This is a genomic window from Streptomyces sp. NPDC031418 (assembly GCF_055581605.1).
On record NZ_JBVIJC010000010.1, the window covers coordinates 15,504 to 34,086 of the forward strand.

An 18,583-nucleotide genomic window follows, 5' to 3' on the forward strand; every position below is an offset into this window, starting at 1 on the left:
GCGCACAACGCATAACGCATAACGTAACGCAATAACCCCTCCACGGAGCGTCATCCGGGCTGTCGGGCGGCGCCCGCGAGGCGGGCGTGGTGACGGCCCATGTGCCGGACGAACTCCCTTCCGTGCGGGGTCAGTTCATCGGACCCGGCGAGCGCCGACAAGGCCTCGGCGACCTGCTCCAGGCAGGCGTCGAACCGTTCAGCGGCGCGCCGACGCCACACCCAGGCGGCTCCGGTGCGCGCCCTGGACCACAGGTCCATCAGCGCCAGGTGCGCATAGGCGCCCTGGAGCACGCCGGGGACGGGCCGCGGGTCGCGCCGCCAGGCCACCCGGTGCAGGCTGCCGCCGGGCCGGCACAGCGGCACCAGCTCGTCCAGGACGGCCAGCTTGGTGTGGTGGGTCTCGTGCACCAGCAGCTCCACCAGCTCGCGCCGGTCGGCCGGCAGCTGGGCCAGGACGGCGCCGGGCGCGGTCCGCAGGGTGGCGCTCATCGGAGGTCCGGCGCCGGTGTGCGGGGCGAGCGGGACGACGGCGCGCAGCAGGGCGGTCGTCTCGGTGGCGCGGGCCGGGTGGGTCGCGGCGAGCAGGGCCTGGGCGTGCCGCCAGCGGGCGGCCCAGCCGGCCGGGTCGGAGTACGGCCGCTCGGCGGCGGGCAGCGCGGCCGGCCCGATGCCGCCGTCCGGCACCCGGTAGGGGTCCAGGTCGTCGAGTACGGCGGTGCAGCCGGGCAGGGTGTGCAGCGCCGACCAGGCGAGGGTGCCGTCGGGCGCCCACCGGGTGCCGGGTCCGGCCGGTACGGCACCGGGCAGCCGGAGCGTCTGGCCCGCGCCGTCGGTGATCTTCAGAGCGCCGCCGCGCCCGCTCAGCCGGGCCGGGCCGCGGGCGCCGCGCAGCAGGCCGAGCCCGGGCAGGCACAGGGTGCCGGCCGGCAGCGCGCGGGTGGTGGTGAACCGGCAGCCGGCGCGGACGGCGGCGGCCACGGCGACCGCGCCGAGTCCGGCGAGGCGGTCCTCGAAGGGCGGCCCGTCGGGCGCGGCGAGCGCGGCGGCCAGCCAGGCGCCGGTCGTCGGATAGTCGAGCACCGCCCGGACGGCGGCGGGGTCGGCGCGCTCCGCCCGCTCCAGCAGCGCCCAGTCCCCCTCGAACCGCCGCCGCACCGCCCCGTCCAGCCCCGAACGGTTCCGTTCGACCCGGACCAGCAGCGACTTGAACAGCAGCATCCGCCGGGCGTGCAGGGCCGCCAGCAGGGTTGCGGTGGCCCGGGGCCGCGGCTGGGCCCGGGCCAGGGCGGCGAGGGTGCCGGCCGGCAGGGGGACGGGGGTGAGGCCGGGGGCGGGGGCGAGGCCGGGCACCTGGGTGAGGCCGGGGGCGGCTTCTCCCGGAGCGGGAGCTTCCGCCGGAGCAACGGCTTCCGCCGCAGCGACGGCTTCCGCCGGACCGGCGAACCCGGCGGGCGCGGCTCGCCCTGACGGCCCGGCGGGCGCGGCGGGCGCGGCGGGGCCCGGACGTGCCGGTGGGCCGGCGGAGCCGGGTGGTCCGGGTGGTCCGGGGGTCATGCCACCGTGTCCGTGCCGGGCAAGGACCGCGTCGGCGCCCGGCGCGTATGACCGGCCGAAAACATATGCCCGGTGACTCCGCCCGGCACGAGGGTGTCGGTGTCGGTCGTGTACCAGACCCGGCCGAGCCCCTCCGGATCGGCCAGCACCCCGGCCACCGCCGCGAGCAGCGCCGGATCGTCCATGGCCCGCAGAGTCCGCAGGTCGACATCGGTGAGGTCGGGCGGGACCACGGCCCGTACGGCGTGCTCGCCGAGCCCGGCCGCCCGTGTCATTGGCTCCCCCACCTCGGCTCCTCCCTGCCCCGCGCCCGCCCCGCGCAGCCGCAGTGGCTGCCGACTTCTTCCCGACAGGCCCGAACCAGAAACCCGCGAGGGCTCAACTCCGGTCAAGTTCCGTCGCGTTGCGCCATTCTTCGGTCCACGGCCACCACGGTGGGGCGACTTCCCGCCACTCCCCTTCCGAGAGCGACCGGGCGTCCGCCGGGGGCGGCTGCCGCTCCGCCCGCCGGGCCCGCTCCACATCGGCCCAGTCCACGTCGTACAGCGCCCCGACCAGCCGCTGCCACTGCCGGCGCGCCGCCCGGAAGGCATCCTGAGCCGCGCCGGGCCGCCCCATCAGGGCGAGCACCGCCCCGCTGCCGTACCGGGCGCGCGCGGCCGTCACCGAGCCCGGATCGGCACCGTGCGCCGCGACGGCCTCCCGCTCGGCGTTCTCGTACGCCTGGAGCGCGTCGGTCAGCAGGGGCGCGCCCGCGTGGTACCAGCCCTCCAGCCGCACCCGCCCCAGCTGGAGCCACACCTCGGCCCGTACGGCGGCGTCGGCCGCCGCGCGCACCGCCTGTCCGAGCAGATGCCGGCTCTCGAACAGGTCCGGCAGGAAGCCGAGATGGCGGAACCGCTGGGCGAGCGCGCTGGCGACCAGCCCCTGGAGCCGGCCGCGCTGCGCGGAACGGGCGGGCAGTGCGGTGAGCGCCTCCCGCAGCACGTACTCGGCCCGGTCCACGGTGCCCGCGCCGTCCGCCGCCGAGGCCCGGCCGAGCAGCGACTCGCCCCAGGCGGTGAGGAGGCGCAGGCGGGGCGCGCTGTCGGCCGGTGCCAGCAGCACGGCCCGCTCGTACAGCGCGTCGGCCTCCGCGTACTCGCCGGCCCCGGCGTGGAACGCGGCCAGCTCGGCGAGCGCGGGCACCAGCAGCGCCGGGTCCTCCCCGGCGGCCCGCCGCGCCTGCCGCAGCACCTGCCGCACCTCCGCGTCCTCGGCCCGGGCCGCGGCGAGCGCCCGCGCGAGATCGAGCAGCACGGGCGCGCGTACGGCGTCGGTGGCGCCCTCCGCAGCCAGCAGCGCGCAGCCCTCGCGCAGCTCGGCGGTGGCGGCACCGGGCCGCCGCAGGTCCATCAGCAGCCGGCCGCGCAACACGAGCCGCTCCCGCTCCACCCCGGCCTGCCACGGCACACCGGCCTCCGGCGGCTCACCGGCTCCGGAAGGACGGTCGGCGGTCCGTGCGGCGGCGGGGGGCGGTGCGTCGGCAGCGGGCGGTGCCCCGGCTGCCGGGCGTTCTCCGTCGTCGGCACCCGTGTCCCGGAGCCATCGGCGGGCCCGCTCGGTCACCTCGGGCCAGGGCGGGGTGTCCGGGGCCAGGACGTCGAGAGCGGTGGTGAGGTGGGCGTCGTCCGCCGTCAGCTGCCACAGCTCGCGTCGGCAGGCGGCGAGTTCCAGGGCCGCCGCGGCCCGCTCGGGGCCGTCGGCCAGGGCCTGCGCATGCGCGGCGGCGAGCGCGTCGGCGGCCTCCTGGAGCAGCTGCGGCCGCCGTCCCTCCGTCCGGGCGGCCGCCGTACCCGCCTCCGCGCGCAGCACCCGGCCGAGGACCAGGTGGGCCCGGAACCGCCCGCCGGGGTCCGCGGCCGGCCCGGAGCCGGTGCCGGCGGTCGCGAGCCGGAGCTGGTCCCGGGCGCGCCGCAGCGCCTCCGGGTCGGCCAGACGGCGCCACTGGGCGAGCAGTCGCTCGGCCTCGGTCAGCGGGTCCGGTGTGACCAGGTCGGGCAGATAGAAGCGCAGGACGCGGGCCGGGATACGGGCGAACAGCTCGGCCTCGACACCGCCGCCGCCGTCCCCGGTGTCCGCGCCCTCCGCGGTGCCGGCCGCGTCCCCCGTCTCCCCGGCGCCGTCCGCGAGCCGGGCCGCCGCGAGCGCGGCGAAGTTGCGGGTGCCCTTGCCGAAGTGCCGTTCCACATAGGCCGAGCAGTGCTTGAGGACGAGCCCGGCGGCGTCCTGGCCGAGGGAGGACAGGAGCAGGTCCTGCACCCGGGGCGGGTAGGCGAAGCACGGCTGGTGCTCGGTGCCGGGCAGTTGCCGGAGCAGACCGCCGAGCAGCACCTCGGCCAGTTCCATCGGTCCGGTGTCGGGCAGCATGGCGCGCTGGACGAGCTGCATCACCGGCAGGGTGAGCGGCGCCGCGGCGAGGTAGACGGCGAGCCGCAGGGCACCGGGTGAGGCGCTCGCGCGGAAGGCGCGCAGCAGGTCGTCGTCGCTGCGCGGCGGCGCGGCGGCCGGGGCGGTGCCGGCCGCCGCCGGTGCGGTGGCGGGATGGGCGAAGCCGGCCCAGGCGGGGCCGCTGACCGGCCCGGTCGCGGCGAGCACCCGCGCGAACGCCTCGAAGGCCTCCGGGGTGGGTTGCAGCACGGGCACCGGCCGGGCGCCGGGCGGCGGTTCCTCCCAGGGCTCGTCCTCGGGCACGAAGTCCAGCCGTCCGCCGCTCTCCCCGGCACGGACCAGCACTCCCGGCTCGGCCGGCAGCGCCGTACGGCCCCACAGGCGGGGCGGCAGCGGCTGGACCACGGCCACGGGGGCGGAGCGCGGCCAGGCGTGCAGCAGTCGCTGGGCGGTGCCGTTCTGCCACAGCGGGCCGACGCAGTCGCTGATGACGAAGGTGAGCCGGCGGCCGCTGGGGTCGTGGAGTTCCTCGGCGGGGCGCAGCCGGGTGTGCCGGCCGGGACCGGCGGTCGTACCGACGAGCGGGCTGCCGGAGTCGTCGGCGTACAGGTGGTGGACGCGCACGGAGGCGAACGCGCCGGACTGCTGGCAGGCCTGCCGCAGCTCCTCCACCATCTGCCCCCATACGGCCATGGCGGGCCCGGTGTCCATCAGCAGCTGGACGTCGCAGCGCCGGCGGCGGCCGGGCCGCAGGACGGGCAGCAGGATGCCGCTGGCGGCGGCGCGCTCGGCGGTGGCCTCCTCGTCGACGCGCTGCTCGTCCCGGCCCGGCCGGACGGCGGTGCGGTAGCGGCCGAGGGAGCGCAGCGCCTTCTCCAGGGCGAGCAGCCCGGGCAGCGCGCCGGCGGCGGGGGCGCGCACGGGGAAGGAGGCGGGGGCGGCGTCGGAGGGCGGGCGGCCGGCGAGGCGGGCGGGGTCGGGCCGGGACGGCGGGGCGGGGCTCGGGGCGGCCAGCTGGACGGCGGGTTCGGGGAGGTCCGGGACGGACGGCGGCGGGGGCGGCGGGCCGCCGGGCTCGACGGGGGCGCCGAGGGGCGGGTCGGCGGGCACCGCGCCCTGCGGCGCGGCCGCACCGGGTCCGGGTGGTCCGGCCGGCGCGCCCGGCGGGGCGGTGCCGAGCTGCCCGGCGAGCCAGAGCGCGTCCGCGACGTCCTCGGCGGTCGGCTGGAGTCCGCCCCGGCGCAGCTGGTGGATCAGCTCGTCCAGGCGGTCCCGGCGCATCCCCGGCATCGGCCCCTCACCTCGTACGGTCGAGCGGCTGCATGAGCATCTCCGCGATCCGCTCCCGGGTCAGGCCCTGGGCGTGCGGGTCGTGCTGGGTGAGGAACAGGGCGTTGAGGAGCTGGTCGGCGGCGAGCACCTCGCCGGGTTCGCGTTCCAGGAAGCGGCGGATCAGATCGGCGCCCGCGGCGACCCCCGCGGCGCCGAGGTGGGCCTCGACCATGGCGGTGAGCTGTTCCTCGCCGGGCGGGTCCAGCTCCAGCTGGACGCAGCGGCGCAGCAGCGGGGCGGGGAAGTCGCGCTCGCCGTTGGAGGTGAGCACGATCACCGGGAAGGCGGAGCAGGCGATGCGGCCGCCGCGCACGGCGACCCGGTCGCCGTCGTGGGTCAGCACCTCGACCACGGGTTCCCGGTCGGCGAGCCGCTCCAGCTCGGGGATGGAGAACTCGCCCTCCTCCAGGGTGTTGAGCAGGTCGTTGGGGAGGTCGAGGTCGCTCTTGTCGAGTTCGTCGATGAGCAGGACGCGCGGCTGCTCGGCGGGGAGCAGCGCGGTGCCGAGCGGGCCGAGCCGGATGTACGAGCCGATGCCGGAGCCGCCTCCGGCCGCCTCCCCGCCGCCCCGGGCGCGCTCCAGCTGGACGTCCTGGAGCCGGGCGATGGCGTCGTACCGGTACAGGCCGTCCTGGAGGGCCGTACGGCTGACGATGGGCCAGCGCAGCACCTTGCCCAGGCCGAGTTCGTGGGCGATGGCGTAGGCGAGGGTGGACTTCCCGGTGCCCGGGTTGCCCGTCACCAGCAGGGGCCGGCGCAGGTACAGGGCCGCGTTGACGGCGTCCACCTCGGCGGGCCGGGGCGCGTAGTTCTCGACGAGGCGGCGGCGCACGCCCAGCCGGCGCGCGCTGCTCGGGTCGGTGTCCGCCCTGCCGTCCGCCGTGTCCGCCGTGTCCTGTGGGGCCTGCCGGGACGTCGCGAAGTCCCGCCACGGCGGCGGGGCCGGCAACCGCCGCATGCCGTCGTGCGGCTGACCCACTCCGCGGTAGATCCGCCAGTCGTTCACCTTGGGCTCCTCCCGGCTCTGGTGATCATTCAGCGGGCCCGGCCGTCCGACGTACGAGGCTACCGCCCACCGCCGCCGCCCGCCGGGCTTCGGCACGTCCGGTTCCCGTCATCCGGCCCGCCGAACAGGCTTGCGACGCAGGCGAGTTGACGGCGACGCGGGCGGCCGGCGCGGGGTCAGCCACCGGGCGCGGCCAGCGGCGGCGGGCGCATGGCCTCCGCCGCGTACGGGGGCCGGTCCGGCGGGTCCACCAGTACGGCGAGCTTGCCGCGCAAGCCTTGGGCGCGGGCGGTGTCCGGGTCGGACAGCCGGATGCGCAGGTCGCGCACCGGGCCGGACAACCCGTCGGCGTGCCCGGCGAGTTCCAGCAGACCGGTGGCCTGCCGGTGGAAGTCCCGGCACTCGTCGTGGTCGTGCCGGTCCCGGCGCCACAGCACCACCGAGTGCCCGGCCATCAGCGCGTCCTTCATCGCCGCCAGCCCCTCGCCACTGCCGACCGGTCCGCAGTAGACCGGCACGCTCGCGTCACCCATCGCGGACAGCACGCCGTAGTACGGGTACCTGCCCCCGGCCCGCGCACCCGGCGGATGCCCCTCCCCCGGACCCCCGTCGGCCGCGCCCGCGCCGGGCGGCCGCCCGTGCAGCGGCTCGTGCGCCAACGGCCCGCGCTGCGCGCCCTTCCAGCGCCGGCGCCACTCCGGGGAGGGCGGCCGGCTGTTGCGCCGTACGTCCCGTACGACGACGGTCCGCCGCATCCCGAGCGGCATGGCCCGCTCGTCCACGAACGCGTCGTCCATGTCGTCCGTGTCGTCCAGGGCATCCACGTCTTCCATGGCGTACGGGAAGCCCTCGCTCCCGGGGCCGGCGTCCGCACCGGCGTCGGCCGTCCCGCCGGCCGGGCCGGGGAGCAACTGCCACTCGTCCACCGGCAGATCGAACAGCCTGCGCGGGAGGAACACCTCGATCGCGGCCAGGTGCTCCCCGTGGTCCCCCTGGCTCAGCGCCAGCGCCAGCGGCTCCCGCAGCACCCCCGCCAGTTCCTCGGCGCGCACACCGCGGTCGTCGGCGGCGACCGGGGTGACGTCCTGGCCGTCGTAGATCAGCTGCACGCTCCACGGGTACCGGCCGTCGTACATCGGCGCCCCGACCTTGACGAGCACATCGGTACGGGTGGCCGAGGAGGGCACCAGGGCGGGCACCGGAAGCCGGCGCCACTCGGGGGCCCGTGGGGCGGGCAGAGCGGTCGGGGCGTCCTCTCGCTCGACCGGCGCGTCCGGCAGCGGTCCGCCCTGCTGGGCCGGCACCTGCGGGTGCGCGAGGCCGGTGGGCGAGGGCGTCTCCGCGCGCCGGCGGCCGTGTCCGCCCGCCGGTTCCGGCTGCCCGCCCCCTGCCTCCGCCGGCCACCGGCCGGTTCCCGGCGCCGGACGGTGGTCCTCCGCGGTCCCGATCCCCTCCAGCAGGCTGCGGACGGCCTCGCCGACGGCCCAGTTGTGATGGCCGGCGGCCTGGGCGGCGATCCAGTCGGAGAAGGCGCGCAACCGCTCCGGAGCCACCTCCCCGGCCCGTTCCCGCGCGGTCTTCCGCAGGACCTTCGCCGCGTACAGCAGCACGGCGTCGAGGTCGACCAGGGTGCCGCCGCCGCCCGGCTCCAGGGTGCGCAGCCCGGAGAGCAGCCCGGCGCCCTCGCGCCAGGTGCGCACACGGCGCAGCAGCAGCGACCGCAGCCGTTCGCCGCGCACCTGTTCCTTCACGTCCTCCACGAGGTGGACGACCTCGCCCGGACCGGCCGGTGGCGGAAGCTGCGCGAGATGGCCGTAGAGCCGCGTGCGCAGTTCGGCGGTGATTCCGGAGACGGCGGGCGCGTGGCCGGGCAGGGAGCGCTGTACGGCGGTCCAGTCGGGCTGCCAGGCGGGGGCGGGTCCGGCGTCGTCGAGGCGGCCGAGGTGGTGCAGGTCGTGCGCGCGCAGGACGTCGCGCACCACGCGGGCCCCCTCGCGCAGGTCCAGTAACTCGTACAGCGCGGTGACGGGCACGGCGACGCCCTCCTCCTTGCGCCGCCCCTTGATGACGCCGGCGACGGAGCCGTACCGCAGGTCCAGGAGGGGGCCGCCGGACAGCCCGCCGACCGGCAGGCTGCCGGCGAGCAGCAGGGCGCGCGCGTCGCAGCCGGCGAGTTCCCCGGCGGCGTGCCGGATGCCCAGCTCACCGGTCTGCACGGACCAGCCGTACAGCCCGACGGGGGTGCCGGGGCCCGCCTCCCGGTCGCCGAGCCACAGGCAGGGCACGTCCTCGGCGCCGGTGACCCGGACGAGCGCCAGGTCGGGGAAGGGCCAGGGATCGCGCGGCACCTGGCCGGGCTCGGGCCGGGGTGCCACGAGGACGGCGCTGCCGCTGCCGGTGCGGTCGGCCCAGGCGTCGGCGGCGGTGCGCTGCTGCCAGGACACGCTCATCGCGCTCTCCCCTCGGCACACCGCGGCTCCCCCCTTCCCCACGACATGAGCGCAGGTCAACAGCCATCCCGGGGCTATGAAGAACCCCGACCCCCAGTACGCGTCACGGTCCGTTGCATACCCGTCACGCGGTGCGCCGATGCGTGCGAGGGAGGGGCGCACCATCTCGCCGAAGGCGCTCATCCGGCCGCGGGAGCCGGGGGGCCGGGCGGTACGGCGGGACCGGGGCCGGCGGCGGGACCGGCACCGCCGCCCGATGCCGGGGGTTCGGTCCAGGTCAGGGACACCGTGAGGGAGGAGGTGCCGCCGCCCTCGGCGATGGCGCTCACGATCTTGCCGGACTGCGCCGTCAGTTCGATTCCGAAGCTGACGGAGACCTCGACGGGGGCCGGGGTGTCCAGACCGGCGCGCAGGGAGCGCACGACCCCGCCGACGGTGCCGGCCAGTCCGCCCGCCATGTCGATGATCCGGTCGCCGAGGCCGGTGTCCCAGTAGCCCCCGTCCGGCGCGTCCTCGCCGGTCGCGGCGATCCGGGCCCAGACGACGGTGCCGTCGTCCAGCCGTATGCGTTCGAGCCCTCCAGCCATGACGCCCCCGTTCGCCGATGGAAGGAGAAGGCTAACTCCCGGGGAAGGGGAGGGGGAGGGGGAGGGGGCGAGAGGAAGGAAGGGCGTGCCCGCGGGCCGCCCGGTCGCGTCCCCTGCTCGTGCCGCCTACTCGTGCCCCCTGGTCATGCCGCCTACTCGTCGTCCTCGTCGTCGTCCAGGCGGGCGAGCCAGGTGGCGAGCCGCTCGACGGGCACCTCGAAGTCCGGGTTGAGATCCACGAAGGTGCGCAGCTGCTCGGCGAGCCACTCGAAGGTGACCTCCTCCTCGCCGCGCCGCTTCTCCAGCTCCTCGATACCGCGGTCGGTGAAGTACATGGGGTGAGTCTCCTGCGTATCAATCCACGCCAGCGATGGCTTCCTCCACAGCCTATGCAACGCACCGGCCCCGGCGGCGCGAGCCCCCATCGCTCCGGCACATCCCCGGCGACACGGGCCTCCACCGGTCCGGCACATCCCCGGCGACACGGGCCCCCACCGGTCCGGCACATCCCCGGCGGCCCGAGTCCCCACCGGTCCGGCACGCCCCGGCGCCCCGGCGCGCGCGCCGAACCGCGCGGGCGCGTCTCCGCACGCGCCGGCCCCGGGATCCCCTGCGCCAGGCGCCCTGCACCCCCGCGGCGGGCTCCTCCCCCGAACGAGTGTCTTGACTTCCCGGCACCGCGATATATCGTGTTTGCAGTGGACGCGATATGGCGTGTCGCGTCATGAGCAAATCACCCAAGGGGGTCCCCATGTCCGAGTGGTCCATCGCCGAACCCCAGAAGCTGACCTTCGACACCGACGTGACCGACCTCAAGGTCCGCGTCGTCAACGGCACGGTGAACGTGGTGGGCACGGACGAGGGCGCAGCCCGCCTGGAGATCTCGGAGATCGAGGGCCCGCCCCTGATCGTCACCCACGAGGCCGGCACCCTGACGGTGGCCTACGAGGACCTGCCCTGGAAGGGCTTCCTCAAGTGGCTCGACCGCAAGGGCTGGCGGCGCAGCGCCGTGGTCTCCCTCGCGGTGCCGGCGGACACCCGCGTGGAGGTGGGCGTCGTCGGCGCCGGCGCCGTCGTCTCCGGCATCCGCGGCTCCGCCGTGGTCAAGGGAGTGACCGGTGACACGACCCTGGTCGGCGTCTCCGGCCCGGTCCGCGCCGAGACCGTCTCGGGGAACCTGGAGGCCCAGGCGGTCACCGGCGAGCTGCGCTTCCACTCGGTCTCCGGCGACCTGACCGTGGTCGAGGCCTCGGGTCCCTCCGTGCGGGCGGACTCCGTCAGCGGCTCCATGATCATCGACCTGGACCCGGACGGCCCCACCGACGTCGGCCTCACCAGCGTCTCCGGTGAGATCGCCATCCGGCTGCCGCACCCGGCCGACGCCGAGGTGGAGGCCAACACGGCCAGCGGGCGGATCTCCAACGCCTTCGACGGACTGCGGGTGCAGGGCCAGTGGGGCGCCCACAAGATCACCGGACGGCTCGGCGCGGGCACCGGCAGGCTCCGGGCCACCACCGTCTCCGGCTCGATCGCCCTGCTGCGCCGCCCGGCCCGGGAGGACGAGGACGACCCTGCGGCCGGGACGGACCCCACCCCGGGGGACAATTCCGTCTCCGGCCAGGGCACCGATGCCGGCGACGCCCCGGCCGACGGCACGACCGACAAGAAGGTGCTCTGACATGCCTCCCGTCTTCGCCCACGGCCGCCTCCGGCTGTACCTGCTCAAGCTGCTGGACGAGGCTCCCCGCCATGGCTACGAGGTGATCAGGCTCCTGGAGGAGCGCTTCCAGGGGCTCTACGCCCCCTCGGCCGGCACGGTCTACCCCCGGCTGGCCAAGCTGGAGGCGGAGGGTCTGGTGACGCACACCACCGAGGGCGGCCGCAAGGTGTACGCCATCACCGACGCCGGCCGCGCCGAACTGGCCGGCCGCAGCGGCGAACTGGCCGACCTGGAGCTGGAGATCCGCGAGTCGGTCGCGGAACTGGCCGCCGAGATAAAGGCCGACGTGCGCGGCGCGGCCGGGGATCTGCGCCGGGAGATGCGCGCGGCTGCCTCCGAGGCCCGCCGGGACACGAAGGCCGGGGAGTGGTCGGACGCGGCCGGTGAGTACCGGGACAAGGAGTCCTGGCAGGCGGCCAGGGAGGAGATGCGCCGGGTCAGGCAGGAGTGGAAGGAGCAGGCCCGGCGCGCGAAGGACGAGAGCCGGCGGGCCCGCGAGGAGGCCGAGCGCGCCCGCCGGCAGGCCCAGGAGGCACAGGCCCGGGCGCGGGCCCAGGCCCAGGAGGAGGTGCAGCGCATCGCCCGCCATGTGCAGGACCGCTTCGCCCGTGGCGACTGGCCGACGGGCGTACGCGAGGGCCTGACGGAACTGGCCAGGGAACTGGGCGACTTCGGCAAGGAGTTCGGCAAGAGCTTCGGCATGGACCGGACCTCCGCCCGCACCGCGCCCCCGGAACCCCGGCCGGAGTACACCCCGGCCTCCGAGGATCTCGCGGTCGCGTACGAACCCTCCTGGGCGCACGAGGAGTTCACCGGTGACCCGGCCCGCGATCTGGACCGCCTGCTGGACCGCTTCCGCGACGACATCCGCGACGCGGCCCGCGACCACGGAGTCACGGCGGACCAGCTCCGCGACACCCGCCACCAGCTGGCGCAGGCGGCGGGCCGCATCGCGGCGGTACTCCGCACTCCGACCGCCTGACGGAACGGAGAGGCGGGCCCGGCGACACGGGCCCGCCTTGGCGACCCTCACGCTCCCTCGTACGACGGCGCCTCAGAAGGCACCCGGGCGGCACTCAGCAGGCACCCGGGGGCGCTGAGGTGGCACTCAGGAGGCGGTGAGCACGATCTTTCCGAACAGCTCCCCGGACTCCATCCGCTCGAAGCCCTCCCGGGCCCGGTCCAGCGGCAGCTCCTCGTCGATGACGGGCCGCACCCCGGTCGCCGCACAGAAGGCGAGCAGATCCTCCAGCTCGTCCTTGGTGCCCATGGTGGAGCCGACGACCTTCAGCTCCAGGAAGAAGATCCGGGTCAGCTCGGCGTGCGAGGGCCGGTCGCCGCTGGTGGCTCCGGAGATGACGATCGTGCCGCCCGGCCGCAGCGACTTCACCGAGTGCGACCAGGTCGCGGCGCCCACGGTCTCGATGACCGCGTCGACCCGCTGCGGCAGCCGCGCGCCCGGCTCCACGGCCTCCACCGCACCGAGTTCCAGGGCCCGCTTCCGCTTGGCCTCGTCCCGGCTGGTGGCGAAGACCCGCAGCCCGGCCGCCTTGCCGAGCACGATCGCGGCCGTGGCGACCCCACCGCCCGCGCCCTGCACCAGCACCGAGTCCCCGGGCCGTACCCCGGCATTGGTGAACAGCATCCGGTACGCCGTCAGCCACGCGGTGGGCAGACAGGCGGCCTCGGCGAAGGACAGCTCCTTGGGCTTGGGCAGCACGTTCCAGGTCGGCACGGCGACCTGCTCGGCGAAGGTGCCCTGATAGCGCTCGGTGAGGATGGAGCGAGGCTCGTCGGGACCGACCCCGTGGCCGCTCTGGCCGATGACCGAGTGCAGGACGACCTCGTTGCCGTCCTCGTCGACCCCGGCGGCGTCACAGCCGAGGATCATCGGCAGCCGGCCCTCCGGAAGGCCGACGCCCCTGAGGGACCACAGGTCGTGATGGTTGAGGGAGGCGGCCCGTACATTGATGGTGCTCCAGCCGGGACGGGCCTCGGGAGCCGGACGCTCTCCCAACTCAAGGCCGTTGAGCGGCTGGTCGCGGTCGATTCGGGCGGCGTAGACAGCGAACATGCAGCCGACGATAGGTGCGCCGGTCAGCCGACGGAACAGGGGGACGCTGTGACACATGCCCTCTTGTGCAGGGACACCCGTCCGGCGCAGGGCCGCACGGCGCGGGAAGGAAAACGGCCCCGCCCTGAGCGGGCGGGGCCGTTGTGCACGGCGTCAGAGGCGGGCGACGCCCTCGGCGCGAGCCGCGGCCGCGACAGCCGCAGTGACCGCGGGAGCGACCCGCTCGTCGAACGGCGACGGGATCACGTAGTCGGCGGCGAGGTCATCGCCGACCACCGAGGCCAGCGCCTCGGCGGCGGCGATCTTCATGCCCTCGGTGATCCGAGTGGCCCGCACCTGGAGCGCCCCGGCGAAGATGCCCGGGAACGCCAGCACGTTGTTGATCTGGTTCGGGAAGTCCGAGCGCCCGGTCGCGACCACGGCCGCGTACTTGTGGGCGACCTCGGGGTGCACCTCCGGGTTCGGGTTGGCCATCGCGAACACGAAGGCGCCCTTGGCCATGGAAGCCACGGCCTCCTCCGCGACCGTACCGCCGGAGACGCCGATGAAGACGTCCGCGCCCGCGAGCGCGTCCTCCAGCGAGCCGGTGAGGCCGGCCTTGTTGGTGAAGCCCGCCAGCTCGCGCTTGACCGGCGTCAGGTCCTCCCGGTCGGCCGAGACGACGCCCTTGCGGTCCGCCACCGCGACATCCCCGATGCCGGCCTCGACCAGCATCTTGGCGATGGCGACACCGGCCGCGCCGGCGCCGGAGATGACGGCACGCAGCTGCCCGATCTCCCGCCCGCTGAGCCGCGCCGCGTTGCGCAGCGCCGCGAGCGTCACGACGGCCGTACCGTGCTGGTCGTCGTGGAAGACCGGGATGTCGAGCCGCTCCTGGAGCTGCCGCTCGATCTCGAAGCACCGGGGTGCCGAGATGTCCTCCAGGTTCACGCCGCCGAAGGAGGGCGCGAGCCGGACGACGGTCTCCACGATCTCGTCCACGCCCGTGCAGTCGAGCGCGATCGGCACGGCGTCCACGCCGCCGAACTGCTTGAACAGGATCGCCTTGCCCTCCATCACGGGGAGGGAGGCCTGGGGACCGATGTCCCCGAGTCCGAGCACGGCCGTACCGTCGGTGACGACGGCGACCACGGAGGACTTCCATGTGTAGTCGTTGACCAGCTCCGGCTGTTCCGCGATCGCGGTGCACACGCGAGCGACGCCGGGCGTGTACGCGAGGGAAAGGTCGTCCTTGTCACGGATCGGCACGGTGGCCTGCACGGCCATCTTGCCGCCGCGGTGCAGCGCGAACGCCGGATCGAAGGAATCGAGGGGCTCGGCCCCGCCGTCCTGGTCCGTTTTGCTGTCGCTGCGAGGATTGACGATCTCCGCTGCCACTTCGTTTTACCCCTTAGGTATGCATGGTTTGAGGGTCGACCACTCCTGGTGAGGGGTGGGCGGGCACCGCGCACGGCCCGATTGCTGATACGTACGAGCGCATACGCGACGGGCGCGCCGCACACGCGCCCTGAGCCCCGGATGAGGGGTGTAAAGAACCTTCTTACCGGACGGACGGCGCTCACGACGAGTCCAATAGGTGCAAGGTCACATCTAGGAACCGGAAAGCCGCTCGGAGCCGACATGAGACGAGGGGCCCGGCGGGCCCGGCAGGGCCGTACGAACCGGCGGCAAGAGCCGTGCGGCAGGGGAAAGCCCACGTATGGACGCGTCCGAATGATGAGACGGGCCGCGGGTGCGCGCACACGGCGGCACCGGGGCGGCACGTAATACCCTGAGATCGCACCCGTCCGTTACCCACCCGCCGCCGCCACGACGACAGAGCGCCCATAAGGACTACAAGTGGAACTGGCCTATTACTCGGACTACGCCGTACGCCTCGTCAACAGCGAGGAGCCGGCGCGGGGCAAGGACTCCCTGACCTCGGTCGAGGCCGTCCGCGACCTCTTCGGCGCCAACGCGTCGGCGGCCCGCCGCGCCACCGACGCCGACGTCACCCGCTTCCGCTCGGTGCGGGCCCGGCTGCGCGCGGTCTTCGAGGCGGCCGACACAGGCGACGAGACGCTGGCCGTGGACCTGCTGAACTCGCTGCTCCTGGAGTTCCCGGTGTCGCCGCAGATCTCCGGCCACGACCACCGCGACGAGGACGGCCGCCCGCTGTGGCACATGCACCTCGCCGACCACCCGTCCAACGCCACCGCCGGCTACGCGGCCATCGCGGCGATGGGCCTGGCCTTCCACCTCACCGAGTACGGCGTGGACCGCCTGGGCCTGTGCGAGGCCGCGCCCTGCCGCAACGCCTACCTCGACACCTCCACCAACCGCTCCCGGCGCTACTGCTCCGACCGCTGCGCGACCCGCGCGAACGTCGCCGCCTACCGGGCCCGCAAGCGCCTGGAGGCCGACCGGTCGGGCAGCAGCGGCCGTACGGCCGACAGCGCCCAGCGGGCCAGCGCGGGCGCGGAGCGCTGACCGCTGCCGAGCGGCCGGTACCGCAGCCAGGCCTTCCCCAGGATCAGCTCCTCCGGGACGACCCCGTAGTCGGTGCTGTCCCCGCCCGCGTAAGGGTTGTCCCCGAGCACCCACCAGCCGCCCTCGCGCCGCTCCACGGCCCGCTTGACGACCAGCAGGTCCTGCTGGAACGGATGCCGCAGGACGACGATGTCGCCGGCCCGGACCGCACTGCCGTACCGCACGAGGAGCTGGTCGCCGTGGCGGAGCGTGGGCACCATGGACGGACCCGTCACCTCCGCCAGCCCGAAGGGCGCCGCCGCCCTGCCCCGCTCGGTCTCCTGCGACAGTTCCGGCATCCCCGGCACCTCCCCGGTCCGTTCCTCCACCAGTCTCAGTCTGACCCTGGACTTTTGTCCTAAGCCCTAGGGGGCACCCGAGAAATCGCCTTCGTCAGGGAGTAATGTCGCACCTGAGAAGACGATCACGAGGAAGGAATGCTCCATGCTTTCCCGCCTGTTTGCCCCCAAGGTCAAGGTCAGCGCCCACTGCGACCTGCCCTGCGGCGTGTACGACCCGGCCCAGGCCCGCATCGAGGCGGAGTCGGTCAAGGCCGTGCAGGAGAAGATGGCCGGCAACGACGACCCCCACTTCCAGGCTCGCGCCACCGTCATCAAGGAGCAGCGCGCCGAGCTGGCGAAGCACCACGTCTCCGTCCTGTGGAGCGACTACTTCAAGGCTCCGCACTTCGAGAAGTACCCGGAGCTGCACCAGCTGGTGAACGACACCCTGAAGGCCCTCTCGGCCGCCAAGGCGTCGACCGACCCGGCGACGGGCCAGAAGGCTCTGGACTACATCGCCCAGATCGACAAGATCTTCTGGGAGACCAAGAAGGCTTGATCTATAGCTAGGCCGGCTGACCTGCGGTTTCGCGGGTCGCATCGCCTACCTGTCCGCACCCGGTCCGCAGGCCGCCGAGAACGGCGTCCATGACGGTCCGGGTGCGGTCTTCTTCGCCCGGCCACAGGTGCGCGTAGATCCGCAGCGTGGTGACGGCGGACGCGTGGCCGAGGACGAGCTGGACCTGCTTGACGCTCGCTCCGCCGGCGATGAGGGCGGAGGCGTAGAAGTGGGGCAGGTCGGGGGTCACCATGTGCTGGAGTTTCGACGGACTTGCGGCGGCATCGCGCCGGGCCATGGCCTCGACTTGCGCGACCGTGGGCGGGGTGACCTCCTCGCTGGCGATGAGCGACTCCTCCCAGGCATGGTGCCTGACGTCTCCACCGGCTCCAGCACCCTCGGCCTGATCAACCACCTCTTCGGCACAGTGCGCGACGAGCACACGGACCCCCACATCGTGGCTGCCTGGGACATGGCCGGCGCCCCCGACCCCAGCCGCGACCCCACCACCATCTACACCCAGCTCGCCCGGCGCCTGGACCACCACGTCGACCTCCGCACCCGGGAGCTCGGCGGGAAGCAGCCTCCCCAGCATGTGTGGCACTGCCCCGTACGCACCGCGCCCGGCGACCGCTACCTCACCGACGCTGAGTGGGCCGAGGTTGCCCACCGCGTCGTAGCCGCCACGGGCATCGCCCCCGAGGGAGACGACAAGGCGTGCCGCTGGATCGCGGTCCGGCACGCCGATGACCACATCCACATCATGGCCACCACCGTCCGAGCCGACGGCCGCCCACCCTCGTACGAACCAGGACGGCTGGCGCGCACAGCTGGAATTGCCGCAAGATCGAGGCCGAGTTCGGGCTACGCCGCCTGAAGTCCGGTGACCTCACCGCCCCGCGTACCCCGACCGGCGCCGAGCGGGCGATGGCGGAACGCCAGGGCCGGGAGGAGACCGCGCGGGAGTGGCTGCGCAAGCAGGCCTACGCGGTCGCCGCCGCCGTACGCAGCATCCACGAGTACTTCAACGTGCTGCGCTCCCTCGGCATCCAGGTCAAGCCGCGCATCGGCCCCGAGACCGGCGAGGTGACCGGCTACAGCCTGTCCGCGCCCGGCGACACGGCCAACGGCGCGCCGGTCTGGTACGGCGGCTCAAAGCTCGCCCCCGACCTGTCGTGCAACCGTCTGCGCGAACGCCTCCCGACCCAGGAGCCGGCCAACCGCCCTCAACCGGTGGCGGACCCGGCCGAGCCTTGGCGCCGCGCCGAAACCGCCATCCGGCACGCGCACGCCGTTCTCAACTCAGGGCCGTGGCCTAGGGCCACCTGGATGCCTTCGGCGACACCCTCCACAGCCTGGCCTTCGCCAGCCACGGCCCTCACCGGGCCGAACTAGTGGCGCAGGTGTTCAACCGCGCCCGCCGCTCGGCGATCTGGGCCGACCATCAAGCCGCCACCGCGCTGCGGGAAGCCGCCAAGGAACTCGCCTACGCCGCACACGATCCGGGCAGACTCGCCATCGCCCTGATCTTCGCCGCGCTCCACCTGTCGCGGGCAACTGCCAAGTGGCACGAATAACACGGCCACGAGCAGCAGGCCACCGCAGCTGAGCAAGCCTTCCGTCACCTACAGGCCGGTTACCAGGAAGCCGCCGCGCCGGTCCTGGCTGATCTCACCCGACGCGCGCCACGCTCCGCCACCATCAGCCGCTTCGAGCAGGATCTACGCACAGCCCTCCCCGGCCAGGCCGACCGCATCCTCGCCGATCCCGCGTGGCCAGCCCTGACCACAACCCTCGCCCGCGCCGAGACCGCCGGCCACAACCCCGGCGTCTCTTGGCCGAAGTCGCCGCCATGCGAGAACTCGAGACTGCCGAACGCCCCGTCGAGGTCCTCAACTGGCGCATCACCGTCCAGCCGAACAGGCGAGCACAGGCAGCACGCCAGCGAAGCAGCACACCGGGAGCGTCCTCTCGGCGCCCCTGACGCTCCAGCCCTCGGCCACGACGCCGGCCTCCAGGCCCGAGGAACGTGGACGACATCGATAGATCAAGCAGTTGGCTCTCGGACGGTGTTGACGTC

General features: G+C 74.6%; 15 protein-coding genes and 1 pseudogene. 5 read left to right on the plus strand and 11 right to left on the minus strand.

Annotated features, from left to right (window positions below; genetic code table 11):
• Positions 1-50: 50 nt before the first annotated feature.
• From ACZ5CZ_RS16035 to ACZ5CZ_RS16065, 7 genes are all read right to left on the minus strand, one after another.
• Positions 51-1,352: an aKG-HExxH-type peptide beta-hydroxylase gene (locus tag ACZ5CZ_RS16035; RefSeq protein WP_385840031.1), complete on the minus strand. Its 1,302-nt coding sequence runs from the start codon at positions 1,350-1,352 to the stop codon at positions 51-53.
• Between the two features lie 200 nt (positions 1,353-1,552).
• Positions 1,553-1,831 carry an FxSxx-COOH cyclophane-containing RiPP peptide gene (gene fxsA, locus ACZ5CZ_RS16040; RefSeq protein WP_385840033.1) on the minus strand — a complete coding sequence of 93 codons (279 nt, stop codon included), beginning with the start codon at positions 1,829-1,831 and terminating at the stop codon, positions 1,553-1,555.
• A gap of 103 nt (positions 1,832-1,934) precedes the next feature.
• Positions 1,935-5,276 (minus strand): SAV_2336 N-terminal domain-related protein, encoded by a 3,342-nt coding sequence (locus ACZ5CZ_RS16045; protein WP_468943146.1) that lies wholly within the window; start codon positions 5,274-5,276, stop codon positions 1,935-1,937.
• A gap of 7 nt (positions 5,277-5,283) precedes the next feature.
• Entirely contained in the window at positions 5,284-6,324 is a 1,041-nt protein-coding gene (locus ACZ5CZ_RS16050; protein ID WP_468943149.1) for an AAA family ATPase, read from the minus strand.
• A 176-nt stretch (positions 6,325-6,500) separates the two neighbouring features.
• Positions 6,501-8,957 (minus strand): VMAP-C domain-containing protein, encoded by a 2,457-nt coding sequence (locus ACZ5CZ_RS16055; protein WP_468943151.1) that lies wholly within the window; start codon positions 8,955-8,957, stop codon positions 6,501-6,503.
• On the minus strand, positions 8,954-9,361 hold the full coding sequence (locus tag ACZ5CZ_RS16060; protein WP_385840038.1) for a CU044_2847 family protein: 408 nt from the start codon (positions 9,359-9,361) through the stop codon (positions 8,954-8,956). Before ACZ5CZ_RS16060 ends, ACZ5CZ_RS16055 begins: the two co-directional genes overlap by 4 nt.
• Before the next feature lie 152 nt (positions 9,362-9,513).
• Complete coding sequence (locus ACZ5CZ_RS16065) at positions 9,514-9,696, minus strand: DUF6104 family protein (protein ID WP_019058231.1); 183 nt, start codon at positions 9,694-9,696, stop codon at positions 9,514-9,516.
• A 416-nt stretch (positions 9,697-10,112) separates the two neighbouring features.
• Here ACZ5CZ_RS16065 and ACZ5CZ_RS16070 point away from each other — a divergent pair, with 416 nt between their 5' ends.
• The gene (locus ACZ5CZ_RS16070) at positions 10,113-11,039 is read left to right on the plus strand and encodes a DUF4097 family beta strand repeat-containing protein (protein WP_468943154.1); all 927 of its coding nucleotides are present in this window, start codon (positions 10,113-10,115) and stop codon (positions 11,037-11,039) included.
• Between the two features lies 1 nt (position 11,040).
• Positions 11,041-12,063: a helix-turn-helix transcriptional regulator gene (locus ACZ5CZ_RS16075; RefSeq protein WP_468943157.1), complete on the plus strand. Its 1,023-nt coding sequence runs from the start codon at positions 11,041-11,043 to the stop codon at positions 12,061-12,063.
• Positions 12,064-12,189: 126 nt separating this feature from the next.
• Here the strand turns inward: ACZ5CZ_RS16075 and ACZ5CZ_RS16080 are convergent, their stop codons facing one another.
• Complete coding sequence (locus tag ACZ5CZ_RS16080; RefSeq protein WP_385840041.1) at positions 12,190-13,155, minus strand: zinc-binding dehydrogenase; 966 nt, start codon at positions 13,153-13,155, stop codon at positions 12,190-12,192.
• A 153-nt stretch (positions 13,156-13,308) separates the two neighbouring features.
• Positions 13,309-14,532: an NAD(P)-dependent malic enzyme gene (locus ACZ5CZ_RS16085; protein ID WP_385840042.1), complete on the minus strand. Its 1,224-nt coding sequence runs from the start codon at positions 14,530-14,532 to the stop codon at positions 13,309-13,311.
• Between the two features lie 462 nt (positions 14,533-14,994).
• On the opposite strand from ACZ5CZ_RS16085, the gene ACZ5CZ_RS16090 reads away from it, so the two are divergent.
• Positions 14,995-15,624, plus strand: coding sequence for a CGNR zinc finger domain-containing protein (locus ACZ5CZ_RS16090; RefSeq protein ID WP_385840043.1), 630 nt, complete (start codon positions 14,995-14,997; stop codon positions 15,622-15,624).
• On the opposite strand, the gene sodX is transcribed toward ACZ5CZ_RS16090, so the two are convergent.
• Positions 15,528-15,962, minus strand: a complete 435-nt coding sequence (sodX, locus tag ACZ5CZ_RS16095) for a nickel-type superoxide dismutase maturation protease (RefSeq protein ID WP_385840321.1) — start codon at positions 15,960-15,962, stop codon at positions 15,528-15,530. The genes ACZ5CZ_RS16090 and sodX overlap by 97 nt on opposite strands.
• A 145-nt stretch (positions 15,963-16,107) precedes the next feature.
• On the opposite strand from sodX, the gene sodN reads away from it, so the two are divergent.
• Positions 16,108-16,503, plus strand: a complete 396-nt coding sequence (sodN, locus tag ACZ5CZ_RS16100; protein WP_014674929.1) for a superoxide dismutase, Ni — start codon at positions 16,108-16,110, stop codon at positions 16,501-16,503.
• Positions 16,504-16,510: 7 nt separating this feature from the next.
• Here the strand turns inward: sodN and ACZ5CZ_RS16105 are convergent, their stop codons facing one another.
• On the minus strand, positions 16,511-16,756 hold the full coding sequence (locus tag ACZ5CZ_RS16105) for a hypothetical protein (protein ID WP_468943163.1): 246 nt from the start codon (positions 16,754-16,756) through the stop codon (positions 16,511-16,513).
• Between the two features lie 111 nt (positions 16,757-16,867).
• Here ACZ5CZ_RS16105 and ACZ5CZ_RS16110 point away from each other — a divergent pair.
• Positions 16,868-18,549, plus strand: a pseudogene (locus ACZ5CZ_RS16110) (relaxase/mobilization nuclease domain-containing protein).
• The last annotated feature ends 34 nt before the right edge of the window (positions 18,550-18,583 follow it).